Below are 22,150 nucleotides of genomic sequence, written 5' to 3' on the forward strand. Positions count from 1 at the left end.
AATTCTATTATACGCAGGATATCATCTCTTTACAATGCGCTCATAGACTCAAACCATTCTTTTTGCGAAAGTACAGCATTCATAAGTTCCGATTGTGTCGTCCAAAGATGCGATTTCTTCGTTTGTTTATCGTAATCTAACATGGAAGTTGCTGCGTTCTCGATAGATTGATTTAACTTATTCAAATAAACTATCCCTTTTTTATCAACAGTACCTTCTTTCATTAACGCTGCGCTTTCCCTCCATTGCTTAAATTTCTGTTGCCAAGAGGATGAAGCTGCTTCACTTAATGGTGACAATGTGACTTGCTCTAGTTGAGCATTAATAAGAGATGACCATGATGCAATAAGATCGTTTGTCCCTTCAAAATAACGAGTAGCGTCGTTTTTACTACCACTAAAGGTCAGCTTGTCCGGCAATTGAACGACAACTTCTTTTTTATAAACCTCAAGTCCAGGAAGTTGTGCAACTAAAGTAGTCGCCTCAGTACTATCCGATGCAATACCAGCGTATACAGGAAACTTCTCCCCCACTTGAGTCGAGGCTGATGCAATGCCTTTTGTTTGTAATTGCTTGATTGCTTCGTCTCGCCCTACAGTTTGGCTAAAGACACCATACTGAAGCAGTATATACGAATAGTTTGCTCCCCCAAAACTAATCGAGGTTGCAGGTTTAGATTCACCATTTGCTGATGATTCCGCTTGCCCACCTGATTTATCACCCTGCCCCTCAGAAAGAGGTAAATTTACGATCTCATCAATGGCTACACCGTTACTTTTATCCGAAGTAACAGGAGTAGATTCATCTCCTTGATTCCCGCTCGGCCATATGTCTCCTCCTACAAATAGAGACAAAATAAGATACCCGAACAATACTCCCGTTGCCAAAGCTGCTGCAACTGATAAAAATACGTTAAACCATGAGGGTCCATTAGAGTTTTTTTCTTGAACCTCTTCATTTAAGATCTCATCATCGTAGAATGGTTGCGACCGCTCGAATCTTTTTCCAGAAGAAACAATCGATTTTTCTACATACGGCTGTTGCTTACTCCAATGCTCATTCCATACATCGTTAATTTCAATCCGGGGTAGCGGAGTCGTCGTGTCGGTGACGTTATTTCCACGTTTATTCGAAATGTAATGATCATTAACTTCCGATGTATGTTGACCTGACTCTCTTATCAGTTGCTCAAGAGCACCTAGCTCATCTTGATAGGAATTGTCCCAAGGATGGATTTCATTTATAAGATTCGTAGCGTTTGTAGAATATAAGGGTACAACGTTATTTATTGGTGCTTGGTTAGTTACTTTCTCTGAAGTAATTATCCCTTTTTCAACTTGCTTAGCTACCTGCTTACCTTTATGGTCGAATCGATACGTGATCCGATTATTTGGATTCATGTCCATCTCTCCTCGTCCTAGTGTCTGCTATTAGTCTATGAATTCGCAGAGAGAGTTATGACGAGATTTGTGAGAGAAAGTATAGAGACACAAAGAAGCGAAGCCGCGTATAGTATACGCAGCTCCGCCCTATTTATCTTATATTCGTTATTGTTCTGATTGGAGCGTCTTAGCCAGTGCATCTGCGACTTTCCAAATATCTCCTGCACCCATCGTTATAACGAGATCACCAGGAACAACACGTTTCTTCAAAACTTCAAGCACTTCTTCTTTTGTCGGAATATATTCAGCACTAGCATTGCTGTTATTGCGAATCAGTTCAACTAGTTTGCTTGAATTAATTCCTTCAATTTGTTTTTCTCCCGCAGGTGAATAAATATCGGTAATAATAACCTGGTCTGCTTCAGGGAAAGCTCTACTAAATTGCTCGAATAGGAAAAAGGTCCGAGTATACCGCTGAGGTTGGAATACAGCGATAATTCGTTTTCCTGTTGCTTTTGCTGCACTAATCGTTGCTTGAATCTCAGTCGGATGGTGAGCATAATCATCGATAACAAGAATATCATTGACTTCACCAAGCACTTGGAAGCGACGTTTCGCACCGCGGAACAACTTGATTGCTCCTTTTATTTTATCGAAGGAGAGACCAGATTCTAGACAAGTAATGACTGCTGCCATAGCGTTATAAACGTTGTACAGTCCAGGAATGGACAGTTCAATCGTTCCTAATAATGCTCCATTTTGGAGAAGGTCGAAGGAAACTTTGCGATCTCCCAAAACGATATTTTCGGCTTTGAAGTTGGCGTTATCATGAATACCATACGTCAAAAGCTGTGAAGCTTCTATTTCAGTACCATCCGAATAGATTCTAGGTAGCAACTCCTGAACGGTTTCATCGTCAGCACATACAATCGCTTTGCCGCCTTCTTTCACTTGGCGAAGAAATTGTACGTATGCCGATTTTAACTTTTCGAAATCGCCATCATAGTTTTCTAAGTGATCTGGTTCTATGTTTGTAACAATCGCTATCATCGGGTGATATTGAAGGAAAGAGCCATCACTTTCATCTGCTTCCGCTACTACATATTCACCTTTACCAGCTTTAGCATTCGTACCAACGTTAACGATCTCGCCGCCAATGATGTAAGTAGGATCTGCATCGCAAGTTTCCATAATAAGAGCAATCATCGATGATGTCGTCGTCTTGCCATGTGCTCCGGCAACCGCTACACCTTTGCCTGCATTCATTAATCTTGCCAGCATCTGTGAACGATGTAAAACAGGAATGTTCAGCTCTTCTGCAGCTTTACGCTCCACATTATCGCTTGTAAGTGCAGTCGAATAAACAACGAGGTCTGCACCTCTCACATGTTCTGGCTGATGACCGATATATATATCGGCCCCTTTTGCTGCAAGCTTCTCTGTTAACTCTTGTCTTGCGACATCGGAGCCTGTCACTTTATAGCCCATCTCCAGCATTACGCGTGCAATGGCACTCATTCCGTAACCGCCGATTCCGATGAAATGAACGTGTTCTGCCGTATTCAAAGACGGTTCACCAACCTTTTTCAGAATCCGAGTTGTACAATAAGCGGGAGCGCACATCTGCTATTAAATATAGCGTACCTGTCACGACCCCAAGATCTCCATCCCCGGTTAACTGTTGTAATTTGTTTAATGCTTGTTTCCAATCCTTCTCCACAATAAGCTCGAAAGGTTTGGCATTTGGTATATCTTTACGCATTCCCTGCACAATTTCTGCTAACTCCTGCGCTTCTTTCTTCATCCGATAATCGGGCTCAGTTAAAATAAGCGTATCCACTATTGGTAGTATATGCTTAAAGGTATCTTCATGATTCTTATTCTCGAGCATTCCCATCATAAGATGAAGGCGATCATAGCTGTATGTATGTTTTAAGGCATCAGCGAGCATCTCTGCACCTTCTGGATTGTGAGCACCATCAACTAGAATACGAGGCTCTTTCGTGAGCATCTCTAGTCTTCCAGGCCATGCCGTTCCAAGCATACCAGCTTGAAGAACCTCATCTTCTACGACCAAAGCGTTGTATTGACGTAACACTTCAAGAGCCATAACAGCTACAGCAGCATTTGTTCGTTGATGTGCACCGTTCAACGAAATCGTGATAGGTTCAATGGTACGGAACAACCCTTCAAAGCGGAATGTCTGCTCATCTTCTTTTATCGATATCGGCAACTCTTTAAATTGTTCACCCAAAAGATACAATGAACTTTTTCTTTCGCTCGCTCTGCGCTTCAGAACTTCTATAACCTCAGGCTGTGTTACAGCGCTGACTACAGGAACAGCTGGTTTAATAATACCTGCTTTTTCTTCCGCAACTGCTTCCAGCGTATCTCCAAGGCGATCCATATGATCGTGACCGATATTCGTAATAACCGATAGAACAGGATGAACAATATTCGTAACATCCATCCGTCCGCCGAGTCCAGTTTCCCAAACAACGTAATCAGGATATACAACTCTTGCAAAATAAAGAATAGCAAGTGCAGTAGAAACTTCAAACATCGTAGGTGATCCAAGCTCTGTATCAGCAATTGCCTCCACATGTGGTTTCAATTCATTAGCAAGAGTTCGCAGTGTTTCCTCTTCAATGTCTTGACCATTGTATTGAAAGCGGTTTGTGAATTTAGTAATATATGGCGATGTGAATGTACCTACATCGTAGCCACCTTTTACAAGTACACTTGTCAAATAAGCGCAGGTAGAACCTTTGCCATTCGTACCTGCAACATGAATGAACTTTAGTCTTCTATGGGGATTATTAAGTCGCTCCATCAGCTCGTTAATGCGATCGAGACCAGGGCGAATACCAAATGGTATAAGCCCTGTTATCCAATCTACAGCAGACTGATAGGTGGGAAGCGTATTTGATTCCCCTTGCTCCCGTTTATTAGTAAGCTCTGTCATCTATGGTTACCTTCTTCCGCTATGGGCTATTAACCGCGTAATTCAGCGATTCTGGCCAACACTTTATCACGTTTCTCCGCATAGTCATTCATCTTAGCACGTTCTTCATCAATGACTTTAGCAGGAGCTTTAGCAACGAAGCCTTCATTACTTAACTTCTTCTCCACTCGCTCCACTTCAGCAGTCAACGTTTGATGTTCTTTCTCAAGACGTGCAATCTCTTGTGAGATATCAATCAAACCTGACAATGGCAAATAAAGTTCAACACCCGTGAGAATTGCAGTCATCGCTTTATCTGGAGCGCTTATATGAATACCCGTCTCTAGCATTGAAGTTCCACAGAAACGTTTAATAAATTCTTCATTACGGGACAAAATAGCCGCTTCTGCTTCTCCCGCTGGTTTCACGAGCAATTCGATTTTCTTACTCATAGGCACGTTTACTTCTGCACGGATATTACGTACGGAGCGAATCATTTCCATAAGCAATTCCATTTCTTTCACTGCTTCAGGAGCTTCAAGTGCTGCTTCATACGTTGGCCATGGAGCAAGAGTTATCGTCTCGCCTTCATGCGGTAGATGTTGCCAAATTTCTTCACTAATGAAAGGCATAAACGGATGAATGAGACGTTGTGTGCGATCCAATACGTAAGCAATAACTGATTGAGTTGCCCGCTTAGCCGCTTCGTCTGTTCCATTCAAGCTCAGTTTCGAGAACTCGATGTACCAGTCACAAAGATCGTCCCAAATGAAGTTGTAAAGAACTCGACCCGTTTCTCCGAACTCGTAACCGTCAATTAGACGAGTAACGTCGCGAACAGTCTCATTTAAACGATGTAAAATCCAACGATCCGCTGTTCCAAGCTTCACGTCGATATTAATGTCTTCCGCACGGAAACCTTCCAAGTTCATAAGCGCAAAACGTGAAGCATTCCATATTTTGTTCGCGAAGTTGCGAGCCTGTTCCACTTTCTCTAAGCGGAAACGCAAATCTTGCCCTGGCGTACTGCCTGTCGAAATCATGAAACGCATCGCATCGGCACCGTATTGCTCGATAATGTCAAGCGGATCGATACCATTTCCAAGCGATTTCGACATCTTCTGTCCGTCTTTATCCCGAACGAGGCCATGGATAAGAACATCCTTAAACGGCATTTCATCCGTAAACTCTAGTGCGGTGAAGATCATACGTGCAACCCAGAAGTAAATAATATCGTAGCCCGTAACGAGCACATCTGTTGGGTAGAAACGTTTCAAATCGTTTGTTTCGTCCGGCCAGCCAAGTGTTGAGAACGGCCAAAGCGCTGAACTAAACCACGTATCCAAAACATCATTATCTTGGCGTAAATGATCTCCTGCCATATCGTCACGCGATACATGCATTTCGCCAGTTGCATCATCAAACCAAGCTGGGATACGGTGGCCCCACCATAGTTGTCTGGAAATACACCAGTCATGTACATTTTCGATCCAGTTCAAATAAACCTTCTCAAATCGATCTGGTACAAACTTAGCACCTTTACCTGATTTCTGCGCTGCAATTGCCGCTTCTGCAAGAGGTTTCATAGCAACGAACCATTGTGTTGACAAATACGGCTCAACAACGGCACCAGAACGTTCGCTATGTCCAACTTGATGCAAATGATCTTCAATTTTCACGCAAACGCCTTGTTCTTGCAAGTCTTTAACTAGCTGTTTACGGCAATCAAAACGATCCATACCTTGATAAGGTCCTGCATCAGCATTCATCGTTCCTGATTCATCCATAACGATAATTTGTGGAAGGTTATGTCTTGCACCTACCTCAAAGTCATTAGGGTCATGTGCCGGAGTAATTTTAACTGCACCAGAACCAAACTCTTTTTCTACATACTCGTCAGCAATAATAGGGATTTCTCTTCCTATAATCGGCAATACGATCATCGAGCCAATGAGATGTTTGTAGCGATCATCTTCTGGATGTACTGCAACCGCAGTATCCCCAAGCATCGTTTCTGGACGAGTAGTTGCAACTGTAATATGTCCCGAGCCATCTTTTAGCGGATATTGCAGATGGTATAAATGTCCGTTAATTTCTTTATGCTCAACCTCGATATCCGATAGAGCTGTACGAGCTGCCGGATCCCAGTTAATGATTTTTTTACCGCGGTAAATCAAACCTTTTTCGTACAATTTAACAAATACTTCACGTACGGCTTTTGACAAACCTTCATCCAATGTGAAACGTTCTCTTGAATAGTCTAAAGAAAGTCCCATCTTAGCCCATTGCTCGTGAATAGTATCCGCGTATTGATCCTTCCATTCCCATACTTTCTCAAGGAACGCTTCGCGGCCTAGATCGTGACGGGTCTGTCCTTGTTCACGAAGCTTCTGCTCAACTTTCGTTTGAGTAGCTATTCCTGCATGATCGGTTCCAGGTAGCCAAAGTGTATCGAAACCTTGCATTCTTTTGGTACGTATCAAAATATCTTGCAACGTAAAATCAAGCGCATGGCCGATATGCAGCATTCCGGTAACGTTCGGCGGTGGAATAACAATCGTATACGTTTCTGCATCAGGACGTTTGCCTGCTTCAAAGTAATTACCTTTAACCCAGTAATCATACCACTTTTGTTCTGCCGCTTTTGGATCATACGTCGTTGGCATTGCCGGTTTGATTTCGTTATCTGACATTCGTTTCCATCCTCCACAAGTCGTTCTAAACAAACAAAAAAACCTTTCGTCCTATTGATAAAGGACGAAAGGTCAAGCTTCCGTGGTACCACCTTTGTTCCGCATGAAATTTAGATCATACGGCACTCGAACAGATAACGGCTGCTACCGGCCTAATCTAGACGGAGCGCTAGCCGCTCACGTTTCAATCAGGCAACTCCGGGGCGACCCGTATGCAGTCACATCCTGCAGAACCTCTCAGCGTAACGGTTCCACTCTCTGAAGGCTCGCTGCGCACTATTCCCCTTCAACGTTGTTGAAACATATATATGTCTAATCATACCTTTGTTCATCATTTGAGTCAACCTACTACGCTACAATACCGAGTGTTTACGCGATTAAGTCCTCCAAAACATTCATAACAATACACCTATCATTAATTGTTCGGACTTATAGCGACTGATATAATAAATGGAATTGTTTGAACTCCCTTCCGTTCAGACGATAGAGGGGGAAACCGAATGGCCCATATTATAGTAGCAGATGACGATATGCACATCCGCGAATTGATCGGCGTCTATTTACGTAGTGAAGGATTTGAAGTGACTGAGGCGGAGGATGGCGCAGCCGCGCTATCGCTTATTAAAAACGTGCAGGCTGATCTCGTCATTCTCGATGTTATGATGCCAGAAATGGATGGCTGGGATCTATGCAGACTGCTTCGCGCGATGTATCCAGACTTACCTTTGTTGATGATATCCGCTAAAGGAGAGCCTGCCCATAAAGTGAAAGGATTCCGACTTGGGACCGACGATTATGTGACCAAGCCATTTGATTCACTGGAATTAGTTATGCGGGTAAAGGCGCTACTGAAGCGGTATCGCATCACGTCGACCCAGACAATCCATCTGGGGATGCTGCAATTGAACAAACAAGCGTATAAAGTAACGCGCGGTGACGAATCATTCACATTGCCATTAAAGGAATTCGAGCTGTTATACAAGCTCGCCAGCTATCCAGGGCAGATTCTCACGCGAAACCAATTGATCGAACAAATTTGGGGGTACGGTTACGATGGAGATGATCGTACGGTGGATGTCCATATCAAAAGATTGCGCGATCGGTTTGCAGGTGATGCCTGTCAGTTTCAAATTGAGACTGTACGTGGTCTAGGTTACCGCCTTGAGGTAAGAGGATGATCCGGTCGCTTTATGTCCGCGTCGTTTTTATCTTTCTAATGGCGGTTATTGTTGGGCTGGCGATCGCATTTATTGCCACATCAACTATTTTCGAGAAACAGTTAGCAAAAGAAGTACGGGACGAAACGACTTTAGTGGCAAATGATCTTATTGATACCTATATCAATAGTACTAATCAAGACATCAACTCACTACGCAACAACGTTCGCGCATTGCGATACTATTCCATCCGTATTGTAGGAACGAGCGGAGATATTGTCGCACTGCACGCCAGAAACTCCACTACAGCTATTACTGCAACCCCGCAACAAATCGCTCAAGTACTAAATGGCGAAACAATTATATTTGACGAAGGGGTTATTGGACAGCCCTTTATGATTAAAGGCGAGATCTATGCATTGTTCATCATGCCTGTTTTCACCGACCTCATCACGTTGCCCAAGGTGTTGATTACTTTTCTGCTGATCATATTCAGCGCAGGCAGCCTTATTTTCCTGATCGCCTCTCGGTTCCTCATCAAGCCGATTCGCACCATGACAGCGGCTACGGAAAAGATGTCTCGTGGTGACTTCGAGGTCGCACTGAACTTGAGTCGTAAAGACGAACTCGGTACACTTGCACAAAGCTTCGACCGGATGGCGAAGGAGTTGAAACAAATTGAACAGATGCGGCAAGACTTCGTATCCAACGTTTCCCACGAAATGCAGTCACCGCTCACCTCTATTACCGGATTTGCTAAGGCACTACGTGACGGCGTTGTTTCAAGTGAAAATAATGCTCGTTACCTCGACATTATTGCTGAAGAGAGCGAACGACTATCACGGCTCAGTGACAATCTGCTTCAACTAGCCTCGCTAGAGTCAAAGTATCATCCACTTGAACTAAAAACATTTGCGCTTGACGAGCAAATTCGTAAGATAGTAGTCGCTTTGGAGCCACAATGGTCTGAAAAAGGCATCACCATCGAGTTAGAACTTCCAATCATCAACACCACTGCCGATTATGATCAATTGAGCCAAGTCTGGACCAATCTTCTCGGAAACGCGATTAAATTTACGCCTGAAGCAGGTACCATTTACATTAACATGAGTAGCATAAAAGATGGAATAATCGTTACAATCGTTGACACTGGTATTGGTATCCCAATGGAAAATATGGAACATGTTTTTGAACGCTTCTATAAAGCCGATCCATCACGCAACAGATCACGAACAGGCAGCGGACTCGGGCTTGCTATCGCAAAAAAAATTATTGAGCTGCACAGCGGCCGAATCCAGGTAAGCAGCACGCTTGGTAAAGGAACGACTTTTGAAGTCATTTTGCCAAATGCCATCATGCCCGAATAATTCACTTCATTCCCTAAAGCATGCCAAAACAACCTCTGGACGGTCTTATCCCGTTTCAAGAGGTTGTTTTTTGTTCTTGTTCATATTCCGTTCATATTCGCGTCATGGCCCATTCACATTCGCACACTACATTGAGATTGTTAATAGAAAAATTTATCTTGGGGGAATGTTAATGAGACTTTTTGAGTTGTTGCTACTACTTTCTAATGTCGCTTTACTGTTTTTATGGATCTTTTCAAAGAACCACATTCAGATTAGGTTATTCGTAGCAAACGCGATCAGCACAACTATTTTCACCGTTCATTTGATGGTAGAGGGTTATAGGATACAACTTCTATTCCCGTATTGCTTCACCATCGCATCTTTAGCCGTTTTTGTTTATCGCTATTTCAAACCTACCTATCGAAAAGCAACATGGTTATTGTCATTTTCTACTCATGTATTAACTGCTATATTGTTGCTTGCAACTGCAGGATTCATGTACGCTTTTCCTATTTTTAAACTACCTGAACCGACCGGTCCCCATTCGATAGGCACGCAAACATTTCATTTTGTTGATAAAAACCGAGATGAGATTTTCGATGAGAAACAAAACAGCAAGCGAGAATTGATGGTTCAAGTATGGTACCCTGCACAAAATGGGAATGGAAAAAATTCTCCTTTTATGCCCAATAGCAATAAAATGCTTCCCGAAGATCCCATTGCAAAAATGTTTGGGATTCCAACAATGTTTATGGAATACCTCAAGTACATTCCGAGCCATTCCTATCAAGATTCCGACATTTCAACTTCAAGTCCCCCATACCCCTTAATAATTTTGAATCACGGTTATGGATCATCCAAAACGTATCATACATCTCAGGCTGAGAACCTTGCTAGTCACGGTTATATTGTTGCTTCAATCGACCATACATACAGTACATTTGCAACCGTTTTTCCAGACGGAAAAACAACAACTATGAAAACAGATGAAGATTTGATTGGTGAAACTAACTATCGTGACGTGGTAGGGAGCGTTTGGACAAAAGATGTTACATTTACAATCGATCAACTGGAGAAAATTAATTCTGGTCAAATTCCCAGTGTACTTAAAGAAAAATTGGATCTTACTAACATAGGAATATTTGGTCATTCCTTTGGAGGTGCTGCAGCATATGACTCATCCTATGATAGTAGAATCAAAGCGGGAATCGATTTGGACGGATCGCTTTATCGCTACAAAGATAGAGAGGGCATCACAAAACCGTTTATGTTTATTTTCTCGGAAGGGGCGTTTGATTTATATAATAAAGCTAGACAACAATACGATTATACAGATGAAGAACTACAAGCCATGGGAACCACACGAGAAGAATCTGCGGAGGATGTTAAAAATGTACAATATCAAATTGAACACCTTAAGAAAGTAGCGAAGAATGGTGGTCATATTCTATACATTGAGAATACACAGCACTATAATTTTGCCGATTTGCAATTTTATTCTCCCATTCTCCAATCACTGAAGATAACTGGAGCAATAAATCCAAAAAGATCCGCCTCCATTATAAATGAATATACATTGGATTTTTTCAATAAGCACCTAAAAAACAAAGGCGGAGGTTTACTTGAGGGACCAAATAGTAATTATCCTGAGATGAAATTTGCAAGTTCTTTGTTTGCTGAGGACGAGTAGTCACTAAGCCACTTGAAAAAGTGGCTTAGCACAAACACATCATAACCCCTTAATTATTTTATGACTTGTCGAGTGAAACGCCACTTTCTTTATTCGCTTTAGATCCCCAATGATCTCTACGTGAGCCATCTGTGTAGGGTGTGCCACCTATAATAGCTAATGCAATCACATTTAGACAAAGGCCGAGACCGAACCAAACCAATGGGCTTTTTCCTCGTTTTGCAGCCATATAAGCACAGGCTGAAGCGATAACGATTACAGGTATAATTAATTCCCATATACTATTCATTCGATGATTCTCCTTAGCTGATTCTTTTTCTACTTATGATTATATCACGGAGCGTAAGCTCAGCACATTATTGAATAAATACTCCTACTATTCAGCGGCTATCTCAGCTGCTAAACGTGTACTTTAAACGAATTGCCGCCTCCCTGTAGAGGAAGCCTCCCTGATCGCATCAAGCAAACGATGAAGTTTTACAGCCTCCTCGAAGTCCGGTAATTCGCCAGCGTTAACTAACCAAGGGTTTTTAAGCCACGTATAAAGATGCGCCACATTATATGCGGGCCCAGCAGTAACCGAAGGTGGTATATGTCTGTAAGCAACCGGAGTCTCTAACTCTTGCAACGCCTTACCATCGCTCGCTCCTCGTACAATAAGCCGATCCATCTGGAACATGAGTCCGTCTCTTGGTGTTGCGAGCAGCTCGCCTTTTGTGCCGATAATTCGAAGCGAGAAATCAGCAATACCCCCATTCACTATTTGCAACGATACAACAGCTCCTTGTTCAAGCCTGCCTCCAATCTGCACATGGTCAGGTGCCGTTGCTGTGACAGTCTCTCCTGTCTCTAAGATCGTTACAACGGGATATTGTGTTTCCAAATAAGCTGTTACATCCGCGAATGGAGCTACTATAAAAGTTATGGCATCCAATAGATGTGCTGCTCCAATCGTAAGTTGATCCGCTCCGTTCTCCTCGTCTAGTAAATAGAGATGTGCTTGATCAACAGCTCCTGTAGCCGTCGGAAAAGTAGGTAATGAGCAAACAGCTTGAACTGCGAGCACTTTTCCTACATATCCGTCCGAAATCAAAGCCTTTATATGTCTAACAGCTGGATTCCCTCTAGCTTGCAAACCTACAACATGACGAACACTGTTTTCTATCGCTAATTGAAACATCTCTTCTGCTTCGGAAGTCGTCCTAGCGAGCGGCCATTCGCAATAAATATGTTTACCCGCTTCCAACGTTAACCTAACTAATTCTTCATGTTTCGGAACTTTCACGGTTACCGCAATTACGTCCAAATCAGGTTCTGAAACCATCTCCTTAACATTACTGTATGATATTTCAATGCCAAATCGCTCCGCTGCAACATTTGTGCGCTCTGAACTCGTTCCAGCTACCGCTGTTACCGAGTATTCCGTTAATGCTCCCATAGCAGGGATATGCGCTACTCCACCCCATCCGCCTGCTCCGATTATTCCAGCATTCCAATGTTTCTCAACCCTATGTTTACTCATAAAGCAATCCCTCCAAAATGGAATTATCTACCTGACAAGTAAAAGCATAAACGGTATAATGAGTTTCAGAAAGTACGCACTTTTAAGTGATGTAGTAACCAAATGGTAACGATCAGAAAGGAGAGGAACAGAAATGACTTCTGAGCCCTCTAAACATCGCGATCCTGTAGAAGCGGCCATACAACAGATTGGCGGTAAGTGGAAAACGGCAATCCTATGTTTACTAGGTGATCAAGGAAAGCAACGAAACGGCGAGTTAATGCGCAGCTTAAAGCCTATTACACAAAAAATATTAACTGAGCAGTTGAAGGAGCTAGAAAAAGACGAACTGATTTTGAGAACGGTATTTCCCGAAGTTCCTCCCAAAGTTGAATATGAATTGACGGATAAGGGGCGGAAGTTAGAAGGCACACTTCATACACTCTGCGAATGGGGCAAACAATTTGCTTCCCCTACTCAAAATCATGACGAATAGATGAGTTGTTGAAATAAAAAAGAAGCAGACGCTGAGTCTGCTTCTTTTTGTATGATTTAAAATATTTCCGTTACGGAATGTACAATAATTGCCCTTCCGCTACTGCGGATTCGTGAAGGCCATTGCGGATAAGTAATTCTCTCGGATTAAGACTGTATCGAAGCGCAATTTGCTCAAGCGTTTCTTCTCGCTGAACGATGCACATTTTTATTTTGCGGAATGCGTTATCTTCGGACTGCTTACTTAAAAATAACCTTTTCCATTCAATCTCTTCCTCAACTGCGTTCGCCTTTGCCGCCTCTTCCGCTTGCTGTACCTGTTCTACTGCCTCACGGGCTGCTTGCTCTCGCTTGCTCGATTGCAGAAGAGTGCGGAAACCGAGATTGGATTGACCTTCCTCACTACTTCCAGAAGGCTTCCCAGAAAATGCGATCTGGACCTCTTGTTGCTTTCTATATGCTTGCTCCTGCTCAGCATGGTAAGCTTGTTCTGCTTGAAAATCTTGTTCAAGCTGTAGAGCTTGTTCTGCCTGTACAGATTGTTCATCTCGTAAATCTTGTTCTGCCTGCAGATCGTGTTCCTCTTGTGAGTATTGTTCCTCTTGCAAGGTGTGATCTATTGCTTGAACTTGCTCTTGCCTATAAACAGGTTCCCATACAATAGATTGATCTGACAATTGTGTATGTGCTTGCGTATATGCTTGTGTATGTGTTTGTGATTGCGCTTGTTCTGACGCTCGATTAGCAAACTGTTGCAGCTCGTATTCAGTACTGTTCTGATCGTGTTGAGCTACAGACTGCTCATTAGCATTCAAATTGAGCCAACTTTCATTAGTTTCTTGCTGAGAGGTGAGTTGTATATCACGTTGCTCCTCATAATGTGGCTCCGACAATTGTTGCCCTGTTATGTAGAGTTGATCGTGTTCCTGTCCTTGAAACTCAGCCTGTCTACCCTCTACTCCCTCACCATTATAATGGTGGTGAACTGCTCCATAAAGCGTCGCATCTTGTTGCTCCGAAGCAAGAATGAACGCATTCTGCTCGTTATGGTCTCGCTCATGAACTGCGGTAAAAGATTCATCCTCCCATTGCTGGCTATTATGATCTTCTACTGGATCTACGGTTATGCCTCTAAGGGACAAAACGCCCGTAATGTTCAATGTTCGAGCAGACAATAAATCAACATCAAAGTTATCAATTTCTATAGAAATATCATCAAGTCTCGTTACACGGTTCATCGGCAATGATATTTCGACTGGTATCCAATGTTCAAGCGTTAATTGACCTCCATTGACATCTTGACCACGGTATACACCACTTAAGAGCAATTGCCCCCTGAGTATAGCCTGATCCCCTTGATCAATAACTTGTATACGAGGCACTAATTCAATTTCTTCAAGTTCGTCAATTGCCGCTACATCGTCTGGCAGATGGACTCGCTCGTACACATCAAAGCGCAAACCGTTCGTCTGATTAGACACGCCATATTCCTCCCTTCTCATACTGAATGCTTGGGCTAGCTATACATTCACTACTTATCTATATGGTAGAAGAGGCATGAGCATGACTGTCATTTTTTCAAGGACGAACAATACCAGATAACTTTTTTAACCAAACAGGCCATGAGGCAAGGACATCAATTGGACTTCCCGACAAAGGATGGTGAAATTGCAGACGCTCACCATGCAGTGCCTGATGATCAAGCAACCTAGAAGATCCTCCGTATAGTTTATCACCAGCTAGAGGATGCCCGATGTGACTCATATGAACTCTGATTTGATGCGTTCTTCCTGTTTCGAGTTGCACTCTTACAACGGTTAAATCACCGCTTCGCTCTACAACCTCATAATGAGTAATCGCGCTGTCTCCGTTAGGTGTAACACGCCGTTTCATAGAATGATGCCGATCCTTGCCAATCGCAGCATCAATCACTCCTGAATTATTTTTCACCCTGCCCTGTACAACCGCAATATAGATTCTATCTATTAACTTATCTCGCATCGCTTCGTCCAATCTAAGCTGCGCTAAGTCGTTTTTCGAATACAATACTGGCCCCGAAGTATCATCATCAAGTCGATGAATATGTCGTACCGGAAGTGGATCATTTCTGTTGATCATATGTCTGGCAACCGCCTCATCGAGCGTACCTGATTGCCCTACAAAGGATGCATGTACAGGCATTCCAGCAGGCTTGTTTATAACAAGACAATAATCATCTTCATAAAGAATGGGTGGTATCTGTGAACCCTGTGACCTCTGAGCACTACTATACAGTTTATCCTTGGACATATTTACTGTAGGAAAGGTGAGAAGCTGGATTCGATCATTCTGCCATCTAATGCCGCCAACTGAAAATATCCGATTGATCCACTTCTGTGGAAAAAAGGAATGGGCCAGAAGCCACTGCCGCACTAGATGCGGATGGCTGCCGGCCCGTGGCTGTGCAAGCTCATTAGAGGGTGCGCTGTATGCAGGATCATGAATGATTCCATCCATGTCCAGTTCCAGCCATTCTCCCTTACGTTTTGAATAGTAATTAAGCATTTGCATTAAGCCTCCCTGTCGTTCTTACAAACGACTTAGCGCTTCATCATTCGCTGCAATCGTGGCAGCAATATCTGCGTCGCTATGAACACCCGAAACGAACATACCTTCAAATTGAGAAGGTGCTACACTTACGCCTAGATCTAGCATAGATGCGAAATATGCTTTAAATTTCTCTAAGTCAGCCGTCTTAGCTGTTTCATAGTTAATGACTACTTTATCTGTGAAGAATGGACAAACCATGGAACCCACTCGGTTAATTGTCGTTTGTACATCATGTTTACTTGCGTTAGCTTCAAAGCCTAGCTGTAATTTAACAGCTTGTCGCTCAAGCTGCTGGTACATTTCTGGTGTTAACAGTTTAAGCGTTGTATATCCAGCTGCCATCGCAAGTGGATTTCCAGATAGTGTACCTGCTTGATAAATAGGACCGCTTGGTGCAATCATATCCATCAATTCACGCTTACCACCATATGCCCCAACCGGTAATCCTCCACCGATAACTTTTCCGAAGCATGTAAGATCAGGCTTGATGTCAAAGAGTCCTTGTGCACAAGAGTAACCAACGCGGAACCCTGTCATAACTTCATCAAAGATTAAAACCGTTCCATAATGAGTTGTAATGTCTCTTAGACCTTGAAGGAAACCTGGCAACGGAGGCACAACACCCATATTCCCAGCTATTGGCTCGACGATGACACACGCGATTTCTTCTCCGAAACGCTCAAATGCCAGCTTAACTGACTCTATGTCATTGTAAGGAACCGTTATCGTATGTGAGGCAACATGTTCAGGTACACCCGGGCTATCTGGCAATCCAAGTGTAGCTACACCAGATCCTGCTTTAATGAGCAAGCTGTCCGCATGACCATGATAAGAACCTTCAAACTTCATAATTTTACTACGTTTCGTATATCCGCGCGCTAGTCTTATAGCACTCATCGTAGCTTCTGTACCTGAGTTAACCATACGTACGACATCAACGGATGGAACACGCTCGCATACAAGTTCCGCCATTAACGTTTCAAGTTCTGTAGGTGCACCAAAGCTTGTCCCTTTTTCTGCAGTTTTGCGTATGGCTTCAACGACTTCTGGATGTGCATGTCCCATAATGAGCGGTCCCCATGAAGCGACGTAATCAATATATTCATTGCCATCGATGTCATAAACGCGGCTTCCTGCCCCACGTTCCATATATACTGGCGTTAGACCAACGGATTTAAATGCACGAACTGGGCTATTTACTCCACCAGGAATAACTTTTTTAGCTCGTTCAAAAGCCGCAGCGGAACGTTCAACTTTTCTTACTCTAGGCTCGTTACCCATTACTACAGTTCTCCCTTCAGCCAGCGCGCAGCATCTTTGGCGTGATAAGTAATAATAATATCCGCACCAGCACGCTTCATGCTTGTTAATTTCTCAAGTACGATCGAACGTTCATCAATCCAACCGTTTGCGGCAGCAGCTTTGACCATCGAATATTCAGCGCTGACATTATAGGCAACAACCGGAAGATCGAATTGTTCTTTAAGCAATTTAATAATATCCAAATAGGCAAGTGCTGGCTTAACCATCAACATATCCGCACCTTCAGCGACATCAGACTCAGCCTCACGAAGCGCTTCACGAACATTGGCAGGGTCCATCTGATATGTCTTACGATCACCGAACTGCGGAGCGGAATGAGCCGCATCACGGAACGGACCATAGAAGGCTGAAGCATATTTGACTGAATAAGACATTATCGCAATGTCACTAAATCCTGCTTCGTCTAATCCAGCTCTAATGGCATCTACGAAACCATCCATCATATTAGACGGAGCAATGATATCTGCACCTGCTTCCGCTTGGGAAACAGCTGTACGAACGAGTAGTTCAAGTGATCGATCATTGTCGACAACAGCTATTCCTGTCGCATCATCTACGTGGACTATGCCGCAATGACCGTGGTCTGTAAATTGGCAAAGACATGTATCTGCAACAACTACGAGCTGAGGGGCCCATCCTTTTACTGCTCGAATGGCTTGTTGTACGATTTCATTGTGATCATACGCTGAACTTCCAACCGCATCTTTATAATTCGGTACACCAAACAGTAAAACAGATTTTACCCCAGTTGCGACAACATCTTTAATTTCTTCTTCAAGTAGGTCCATTGAAAGATGGTACACCCCTGGCATAGAAGGAATTTCTTCCTTCACTCCATTACCATGCGTAACAAAGATCGGATATATGAAATCATCAGCGCTTAGTACCGTTTCACGAACCATACTTCTTAATCCGGCACTTCTACGAAGTCTACGATGTCTAACAATTGGGAAACTCATGATTGCATTCTCCTTTGCTGGTTATAATCTATGATATCTTCAAGCAAGCTATCCAATGTCGAAGCTTTTGCTTCTAAAGTTACTTGGAGTCCTGCTTCTACAATCGTCTTCGACGTTATCGGTCCTATGCTTGCAATCGGAATTCCATCTAACACTTTCACCGGATCTTCAAAACCTCTACGTCTTAACAATTCGAGTAAATTCGTTACCGTTGATGAGCTCGTAAAAGTTATCATATGTATGCCGCCCTCACGAATCCATTCAAGCGCCAGTTCATCCTGAAACGTTGCTAATACCGTTTCATAGACGTCGATTTCTACGGGCTCTATCCCCCATTCCCGAAGCTCTGTAGGTAGCACATCTCGTGCAAGATCACCACGAGGAAGCAATGCCTTTTCACCCGGTTTAAGCTTGCCCTCTAAAGTCTCAAGCAGTGACTCTGCATGAAACTTGACGGGTACTTCTTCAACTGTTAAACCTCTATCAACAAGCGCTTCTGCTGTCTTAGGTCCAACAGCTACAATCCGCGCAGCATGGAAACGCCTTATATCAATATTAAATCTTCGAAGGAAATTAAAGAAGTAGTGCACACCATTTACGCTCGTGAACATAAGCCATTGATAACTTTCAGCAGCTTCAAGATGCATACGGAGTGTTTCTAGTGCAGCAGCATTAGTCGGTTCACGCGTTTCAATAACTGGGAACTCGCATGGCTCTCCGCCAAGCTCTTCTATGCGATCAGCAAGTTCACTCGCTTGTGCTCTAGCACGTGTAACGAGAATTCGCATGCCGAACAACGGTTTATTTTCGTACCAACGAAGCTTGTCCCTTTGCAACACAACATCGCCAACTACGATAACTGCAGGAGGTTGGAAGTTAGCTGCTTTAACGATCGCTTCAATCGTTTCCAATGTACCTACAATCGTTTGTTGCTCAACTCTTGTACCCCAACGAACTAAAGCAACTGGCGTTTGTGGTGGCTTGCCGTGACGAATCAATTGTTCCGTAATATAACCAATTTTGGCTACACCCATTAAGAAGATTAACGTTCCGGTCGCATTCGTAACTTTATCCCAATGAATAGAACGATCCAGTTTGTCTGGGCTCTCATGACCAGTAATAATAGAGAGTGAAGATGAATGATCCCGATGGGTGACTGGAATACCCGCATATGCTGGAACTGCGATAGCTGACGTGATACCTGGAACAATTTCGAATGGAATGCCATGATCATAAAGAAGCTCTGCTTCTTCTCCTACACGTCCGAATATGGTAGGATCCCCACCTTTTAGACGAGTAACCGTCTTACCTGAAAGCGCAAGATCTACGAGCAACTGATTGATCTCTTCTTGCTTCATCGTATGTCTGTCAGGTAATTTCCCCACATACACAAGTTCCGTTCCTGGCTTTACATGTTGCAATAGTCTTGGGCTAGCGAGCCTGTCATAAACGACAACATCGCATACTTTCAAACATTCCAAGCCACGCACTGTTATAAGCTTAGGATCTCCGGGACCTGCACCAACCAAATAAACCTTCCCCGTGTTCATTTGTTATCCCCCGATTTCCGCTAATATGCGGTCAGCTCCATTAGCAATAAGGACGTTCGCAACATCTCTGCCTAACTGTTCCGGATCTGTCCCACGCTTCATTTCTTTCAGCAATGTAACTCCGTCTGGCGATCCAACCATCCCTGTAAGCTCTAGAAGCGGCTTTTCGCCATCTTTAGAGATAATGACTGCGTGGGCACCAATTGGAACCTGGCATCCTCCGTGTAGCGTTCCAAGGAAGCTACGTTCTGCACGAACAGTCCATTCTGTTTCTTTATCATTGAAGAGATCAAGCAACTCTCTTATTTCACTGTCATTTTCGCGGCATTCAATACCTAATGCCCCTTGTCCGACTGCTGGAATACAAACATCTTCCGAAACTAACGCGGAGATTCGATCTTCCCAGCCCATTCTCGTAAGACCTGCCGCTGCAAGAACAACCGCATCAAAACCTTCTGTCTCCAGTTTTTTAATGCGGGAATCAATATTACCTCGTATAGATTCTAGGTTAAGGTCAGGCCTTGCATTTTTTAATTGGCAAGAACGACGTAGACTACTCGTCCCTACACGAGCACCTAGTGGCAAGTCAGCTAGGCTGCTGCCCTCTTTCATAACTAGACAGTCCAGCGGGTTTACACGTTTCGGCGTAGCGCCATTTATCAAGCCCTCTGGCAACTCATACGGCATGTCTTTCATACTATGAACCGCTAGATCAATTTCACCATCAAGCAGCGCTTGCTCAATCTCTTTTACGAATAAGCCTTTGCCACCAACTTTTGATAATGTTACATCAAGGATACGGTCGCCTTTAGTTATCATTTTCCGAATTTCGAATGTATAGTTAAACCCATGCTCTTCACTGATCCGTTTTAATTCATCAATGACCTGACCTGTTTGCGTTAGTGCAAGCATGCTTTTTCTTGTACCTACAGTAATGACGCGTTGCTTAGAAGAATCGTTCATCTTGTATGCTGCCTCCCATTTATCCGTTCAAGTAAGCTATCCATCCATTCGTTAACATCTAATGACTCGCAAGATGAGTTCATTACTTCTTCAGCAGCAAGCTTTAACATTGCCTCTTTGCAAGCTTCATCCTTAACATGCACTAGGATTAATTTTCTCAATTGCCCCAGCATGTCTGTTGCCTTTACGTAACGTTCACCATATCGATCCTCAAGCTCCCTCTTGATGAGCTTTGAAAGAGAAGGGCTTACACCGGAACTCGTCACTGCAATCATTAGCTCACCACTGCGCATAACTGAAGGCGTTATAAAACTTCCCTTTGCCCCAGAATCTGCGTTGCTCGACAAAATGCCGAGTCTGTCAGCTTCCTTCACAATTATGTCATTTGTTTCTCTATTGTTAGTTGCTGCAATTACTAGCCACACTTGTTTCAAGTCGTGTATTTCGACTTGTCTTACTAGCCATTGTATTCGCTGTAATTCAGCCATCTCTCTAATAAAATCCGTTGCTTCTGGACTAATAACAGTAATTCGATCTGCACCAGCATCTAGTAAGCCACTAAGCTTACGTTCGGCAACCTTTCCTCCGCCAACAATTAAACATTGTCGACCTTTCAACTGAAGTACAATTGGATAATAGCCGTTTGGAGCATTGACCTCCATTGCTGCTTCATTCCTTTTCTATTGAACTAATGAAATGAGGAGAAAGAGTTTGTCAGCAGATTTATAAGTAGCATGCTGAAAGATATGATATATAATTTAGCGAGCTGTTTGCCTGGCCTCTTCTTGACTGCTCTTTGATAAACATAAGCAATATACATAACTAATGCTGCAAACGAAGTTAATACTTTCCAATCTAACAATAACATCGGTCTTCCCTCAACGAGTAATGATATGACTGCAACAGCAAGTGACATCGCAAGAAGTGGTACACCAATAATAACTGCCCGATCAGCGTATCTCTCGATCGTATCAAGGCTCGGAAAGCGACGTACGAATTTAGACCATCGCTTAACTTTAAGTCTATGGTGCAGGAACAAATACATCCCGGCAAGAAGTGCTCCAATTGTTAATGCAGCATAAGCACATAGGATAAGACTGATATGAACATATAGAAGTTCCCTTGACATTTGCCATAAAGCATAGGTGTCACCATCTGATGACCCACTATATAAATTAACTGCAAGTACGGCAAAACTAACGACATTAACAAAAAATACGATGTAATCAATAAAAAAGAAGCGACTTATAACTAGTGATATTGTGACTAATAACCATGAAAATCCAAGCCAATATTCAAAGGTGGCGATATTATGAGTATCTAGGCTCGAAATTAATTTCATAACAAGATAACCAGTCTGTAACATCCAAACAAAAATAAGGAGCCCTGTACCTATCCGCTTTGCTCTCCGGCTTGCATTCATAAAGTCGGAGAAATAAAACAGAAGGGTCAGGGCGTAGATATAAAGTATTGCGTCATACATCCAGTTAGCTGTTCCCATAGCTCCTCCACATTACAACCCTTTAAGGGATGATTGGCAACCATTACAATGCCG

At 43.1% G+C, this 22,150-nt stretch carries 18 protein-coding genes and 1 other annotated feature; of the genes, 4 read left to right on the top strand and 14 right to left on the bottom strand.

The features are described 5' to 3' along the window. Positions 1–29: 29 nt before the first annotated feature. From I6N90_RS04960 to I6N90_RS04975, 4 genes are all read right to left on the bottom strand, one after another. On the bottom strand, positions 30–1,400 hold the full coding sequence (locus tag I6N90_RS04960; protein ID WP_197934356.1) for a hypothetical protein: 1,371 nt from the start codon (positions 1,398–1,400) through the stop codon (positions 30–32). Positions 1,401–1,547: 147 nt separating this feature from the next. Next, positions 1,548–2,948, bottom strand: a complete 1,401-nt coding sequence (murC, locus tag I6N90_RS04965; protein ID WP_197934357.1) for a UDP-N-acetylmuramate--L-alanine ligase — start codon at positions 2,946–2,948, stop codon at positions 1,548–1,550. 7 nt (positions 2,949–2,955) lie between these two features. Continuing rightward, positions 2,956–4,347 carry a bifunctional folylpolyglutamate synthase/dihydrofolate synthase gene (locus I6N90_RS04970; protein WP_197934358.1) on the bottom strand — a complete coding sequence of 464 codons (1,392 nt, stop codon included), beginning with the start codon at positions 4,345–4,347 and terminating at the stop codon, positions 2,956–2,958. 29 nt (positions 4,348–4,376) lie between these two features. Further along, positions 4,377–7,019, bottom strand: coding sequence for a valine--tRNA ligase (locus I6N90_RS04975; protein WP_197934359.1), 2,643 nt, complete (start codon positions 7,017–7,019; stop codon positions 4,377–4,379). 57 nt (positions 7,020–7,076) lie between these two features. Then, positions 7,077–7,318, bottom strand: a binding site (T-box leader). Positions 7,319–7,519: 201 nt separating this feature from the next. Here I6N90_RS04975 and I6N90_RS04980 point away from each other — a divergent pair. From I6N90_RS04980 to I6N90_RS04990, 3 genes are all read left to right on the top strand, one after another. After that, entirely contained in the window at positions 7,520–8,197 is a 678-nt protein-coding gene (locus I6N90_RS04980; RefSeq protein WP_197934360.1) for a response regulator transcription factor, read from the top strand. After that, on the top strand, positions 8,194–9,543 hold the full coding sequence (locus I6N90_RS04985; protein ID WP_197934361.1) for a sensor histidine kinase: 1,350 nt from the start codon (positions 8,194–8,196) through the stop codon (positions 9,541–9,543). The genes I6N90_RS04980 and I6N90_RS04985 overlap by 4 nt, the downstream gene beginning before the upstream one ends. Positions 9,544–9,997: 454 nt before the next feature. Then, positions 9,998–11,215 carry an alpha/beta hydrolase family protein gene (locus tag I6N90_RS04990; protein WP_232242533.1) on the top strand — a complete coding sequence of 406 codons (1,218 nt, stop codon included), beginning with the start codon at positions 9,998–10,000 and terminating at the stop codon, positions 11,213–11,215. A gap of 58 nt (positions 11,216–11,273) precedes the next feature. On the opposite strand, the gene I6N90_RS04995 is transcribed toward I6N90_RS04990, so the two are convergent. Continuing rightward, on the bottom strand, positions 11,274–11,504 hold the full coding sequence (locus I6N90_RS04995; protein ID WP_197934363.1) for a hypothetical protein: 231 nt from the start codon (positions 11,502–11,504) through the stop codon (positions 11,274–11,276). Positions 11,505–11,627: 123 nt separating this feature from the next. Further along, complete coding sequence (locus I6N90_RS05000) at positions 11,628–12,737, bottom strand: Gfo/Idh/MocA family protein (protein WP_197934364.1); 1,110 nt, start codon at positions 12,735–12,737, stop codon at positions 11,628–11,630. 133 nt (positions 12,738–12,870) lie between these two features. Here I6N90_RS05000 and I6N90_RS05005 point away from each other — a divergent pair, with 133 nt between their 5' ends. Further along, positions 12,871–13,212: a winged helix-turn-helix transcriptional regulator gene (locus I6N90_RS05005; RefSeq protein ID WP_197934365.1), complete on the top strand. Its 342-nt coding sequence runs from the start codon at positions 12,871–12,873 to the stop codon at positions 13,210–13,212. 70 nt (positions 13,213–13,282) lie between these two features. Here the strand turns inward: I6N90_RS05005 and I6N90_RS25230 are convergent, their stop codons facing one another. From I6N90_RS25230 to ccsA, 8 genes are all read right to left on the bottom strand, one after another. Then, a complete protein-coding gene (locus tag I6N90_RS25230; protein WP_197934366.1) occupies positions 13,283–14,692 on the bottom strand; it encodes a LysM peptidoglycan-binding domain-containing protein in 1,410 nt (469 codons plus the stop codon). A gap of 97 nt (positions 14,693–14,789) precedes the next feature. After that, the gene (locus tag I6N90_RS05015) at positions 14,790–15,755 is read right to left on the bottom strand and encodes an RluA family pseudouridine synthase (RefSeq protein WP_232242534.1); all 966 of its coding nucleotides are present in this window, start codon (positions 15,753–15,755) and stop codon (positions 14,790–14,792) included. A 24-nt stretch (positions 15,756–15,779) separates the two neighbouring features. After that, positions 15,780–17,081 carry a glutamate-1-semialdehyde 2,1-aminomutase gene (hemL, locus tag I6N90_RS05020; protein ID WP_197934368.1) on the bottom strand — a complete coding sequence of 434 codons (1,302 nt, stop codon included), beginning with the start codon at positions 17,079–17,081 and terminating at the stop codon, positions 15,780–15,782. 2 nt (positions 17,082–17,083) lie between these two features. Beyond that, complete coding sequence (gene hemB, locus I6N90_RS05025) at positions 17,084–18,082, bottom strand: porphobilinogen synthase (protein WP_197934369.1); 999 nt, start codon at positions 18,080–18,082, stop codon at positions 17,084–17,086. Further along, positions 18,079–19,632: a uroporphyrinogen-III C-methyltransferase gene (gene cobA, locus I6N90_RS05030; RefSeq protein WP_197934370.1), complete on the bottom strand. Its 1,554-nt coding sequence runs from the start codon at positions 19,630–19,632 to the stop codon at positions 18,079–18,081. The genes hemB and cobA overlap by 4 nt, the downstream gene beginning before the upstream one ends. 3 nt (positions 19,633–19,635) lie before the next feature. Further along, positions 19,636–20,595 (bottom strand): hydroxymethylbilane synthase, encoded by a 960-nt coding sequence (hemC, locus tag I6N90_RS05035; protein WP_197934371.1) that lies wholly within the window; start codon positions 20,593–20,595, stop codon positions 19,636–19,638. After that, entirely contained in the window at positions 20,592–21,257 is a 666-nt protein-coding gene (locus I6N90_RS05040) for a precorrin-2 dehydrogenase/sirohydrochlorin ferrochelatase family protein (protein WP_197934372.1), read from the bottom strand. The genes hemC and I6N90_RS05040 overlap by 4 nt, the downstream gene beginning before the upstream one ends. A 26-nt stretch (positions 21,258–21,283) precedes the next feature. Then, positions 21,284–22,096 (bottom strand): cytochrome c biogenesis protein CcsA, encoded by an 813-nt coding sequence (gene ccsA, locus I6N90_RS05045; RefSeq protein ID WP_197934373.1) that lies wholly within the window; start codon positions 22,094–22,096, stop codon positions 21,284–21,286. Positions 22,097–22,150 lie beyond the last annotated feature (54 nt).

The organism is Paenibacillus sp. GSMTC-2017, assembly GCF_016019935.1.
Classification (GTDB): domain Bacteria; phylum Bacillota; class Bacilli; order Paenibacillales; family Paenibacillaceae; genus Pristimantibacillus.

Bases quoted from the DNA above. Each gene is read 5' to 3' on its own strand.
- I6N90_RS04960 (WP_197934356.1), bottom strand. From the start codon at position 1,400: ATGAATCCAAATAATCGGATCACGTATCGATTCGACCATAAAGGTAAG.
- I6N90_RS04970 (WP_197934358.1), bottom strand. From the start codon at position 4,347: ATGACAGAGCTTACTAATAAACGGGAGCAAGGGGAATCAAATACGCTT.
- I6N90_RS04975 (WP_197934359.1), bottom strand. From the start codon at position 7,019: ATGTCAGATAACGAAATCAAACCGGCAATGCCAACGACGTATGATCCA.
- I6N90_RS04980 (WP_197934360.1), top strand. From the start codon at position 7,520: ATGGCCCATATTATAGTAGCAGATGACGATATGCACATCCGCGAATTG.
- I6N90_RS04985 (WP_197934361.1), top strand. From the start codon at position 8,194: ATGATCCGGTCGCTTTATGTCCGCGTCGTTTTTATCTTTCTAATGGCG.
- I6N90_RS04995 (WP_197934363.1), bottom strand. From the start codon at position 11,504: ATGAATAGTATATGGGAATTAATTATACCTGTAATCGTTATCGCTTCA.
- I6N90_RS05000 (WP_197934364.1), bottom strand. From the start codon at position 12,737: ATGAGTAAACATAGGGTTGAGAAACATTGGAATGCTGGAATAATCGGA.
- I6N90_RS05005 (WP_197934365.1), top strand. From the start codon at position 12,871: ATGACTTCTGAGCCCTCTAAACATCGCGATCCTGTAGAAGCGGCCATA.
- I6N90_RS05015 (WP_232242534.1), bottom strand. From the start codon at position 15,755: ATGCTTAATTACTATTCAAAACGTAAGGGAGAATGGCTGGAACTGGAC.
- hemL (WP_197934368.1), bottom strand. From the start codon at position 17,081: ATGGGTAACGAGCCTAGAGTAAGAAAAGTTGAACGTTCCGCTGCGGCT.
- hemB (WP_197934369.1), bottom strand. From the start codon at position 18,082: ATGAGTTTCCCAATTGTTAGACATCGTAGACTTCGTAGAAGTGCCGGA.
- cobA (WP_197934370.1), bottom strand. From the start codon at position 19,632: ATGAACACGGGGAAGGTTTATTTGGTTGGTGCAGGTCCCGGAGATCCT.
- hemC (WP_197934371.1), bottom strand. From the start codon at position 20,595: ATGAACGATTCTTCTAAGCAACGCGTCATTACTGTAGGTACAAGAAAA.
- I6N90_RS05040 (WP_197934372.1), bottom strand. From the start codon at position 21,257: ATGGAGGTCAATGCTCCAAACGGCTATTATCCAATTGTACTTCAGTTG.
- ccsA (WP_197934373.1), bottom strand. From the start codon at position 22,096: ATGGGAACAGCTAACTGGATGTATGACGCAATACTTTATATCTACGCC.